The following is a 1,769-nucleotide window of genomic DNA, read 5'->3' as shown; positions in this document are numbered from 1 at the left end:
ATCCGAGCCAAACCGAGACCTTTACCCTGCCCGACGGCAACACACTGCACATCCGCGCACTAGAGCCTGAAGATGCCGAAGCCAAACAAAAATTTGTCCGCCAATTACCCGCGGCCGACCGCTATACGCGCTTCATGACCCATACCAACGAGTTGCCGCTGCCCACACTCGCACGGCTGACCCGTCCCGATTTCCATACCGAATGCACGTGGGCAGCCTTCGCTTCAGACGGCCATATTGTTGCAGTCAGCCGCTACAGCCGCATCAATCGCAATGAGTGCGAGTTCGGCATTACTTTAGCGCCTGAAGCACGCAAAACCGGCTTGGCAGGCAAAATGATGAGCCTCATCATCCAAACTGCCACACAGCAAGGTTACCAAACTATGAATGCGGAAATCCTCAAAGAAAACACACCGATGCTCAAACTCGCTGAAAAATCAGGATTTACCGTCACCCCATCGGAAACCGACCGCGGTCTGTATCAAGCAAGCCTCGATTTGAACAAATGGCAAAACAGCAACAAAAACAAATAAAAACTTGCATAACCCGTGTGAAATATCCTAAAATTAGCGGTTTCTATATATCCGCATTTTTCAAAAGGACTCAAAATGGTAGTTATCCGTTTGGCTCGCGGCGGCTCAAAACACCGCCCTTTCTTCAACGTAGTTGTAACTGACTCTCGCAACCGTCGTGACGGCCGCTTCATCGAGCGCGTAGGTTTCTACAACCCCGTTGCCAACGAAAAACAAGAACGCGTACGTTTCGACGCAGACCGCATCAACCACTGGGTTGCTCAAGGCGCGAAAGTTAGCGACGCAGTTGCCAAACTGATTAAAGAGCAAAAAATCGCTGCTTAATCAGCTAAAACGACCATGACAGACACTCAAAAACGGGTAGCCATGGGCTACATCAAAGGCGTATTCGGCATTAAAGGCTGGCTTAAAATTGCCGCCAATACCGAATATACCGACAGCCTGCTGGACTACCCCGAGTGGCAGTTGTGCAAGGATGGTAAAGCCCTGAATGTTGTGCTTGAGGCAGGTAAAATTGCCAATGGCGAACTTCAGGTCAAATTTGAAGGTATAGACGATCGCGATCAAGCATTTACCTTGCGCGGCTATACCATCGAAATCCCCAGAGAGTCATTCTCCCCTACTGAGGAAGACGAATACTACTGGGCAGATTTAGTCGGCATGACCGTCATCAACAAAGAAAACATCGTCCTCGGCAAAGTCAACAACCTGATGGAAACCGGTGCCAATGATGTTTTGATGATTAAAGGCGAACACGGACAAATCCTGATTCCCTTTGTCTCCAACTATATCGAATCTGTCGATACCGACAGCAAAACCATTATTGCCGACTGGGGTTTGGACTACTGATGCTGATTCAAGCCATCACCATTTTCCCAGAGATGTTCGACAGTATTGTCGAATACGGCGTTACAGGCAGAGCAAGAAAACAAAATCTTTGGCAGTTTCAAGCCATCAATCCCCGAAAATTTGCCGACAACAAACTTGGCTATATCGATGATCGCCCCTTCGGAGGTGGTCCGGGAATGATTATGATGGCGCCGCCGCTTCAAGCGGCAATCGAAGAAGCCAAAGCAAACTCGCAAAAACCTGCCAAAGTAATTTACCTCAGTCCGCAAGGTCAGCCGCTGACACATAAAAAAGCGGCAGAACTTGCCGAACTGCCCCATCTTGTTCTTCTATGCGGACGCTATGAAGGCATAGATGAAAGACTGCTGCAAAGCAGTGTGGACGAAG

At 49.1% G+C, this 1,769-nt stretch carries 3 protein-coding genes and 1 pseudogene; all 4 read left to right on the top strand.

Going from position 1 to position 1,769, the window contains the following annotated elements:
- Window positions 1-533: GNAT family N-acetyltransferase (locus ACTHUR_RS10835; protein WP_440398575.1), on the top strand; the 533-nt coding region annotated here is incomplete at its 5' end.
- A 75-nt stretch (window positions 534-608) separates the two neighbouring features.
- Complete coding sequence (rpsP, locus tag ACTHUR_RS10830) at window positions 609-857, top strand: 30S ribosomal protein S16 (RefSeq protein WP_003684452.1); 249 nt, start codon at window positions 609-611, stop codon at window positions 855-857.
- A 15-nt stretch (window positions 858-872) separates the two neighbouring features.
- Complete coding sequence (rimM, locus tag ACTHUR_RS10825; protein ID WP_107792345.1) at window positions 873-1,382, top strand: ribosome maturation factor RimM; 510 nt, start codon at window positions 873-875, stop codon at window positions 1,380-1,382.
- A pseudogene (locus ACTHUR_RS10820) lies at window positions 1,382-1,769 on the top strand (tRNA (guanosine(37)-N1)-methyltransferase TrmD); the annotation flags it as partial. The gene rimM and the pseudogene ACTHUR_RS10820, both read left to right, overlap by 1 nt.

It is taken from the genome of Neisseria sp. P0021.S007 (assembly GCF_051956855.1).
The sequence above is the reverse complement of the archived record's forward strand: the minus strand, read 5'-3'. Positions and strand labels throughout refer to the sequence as shown.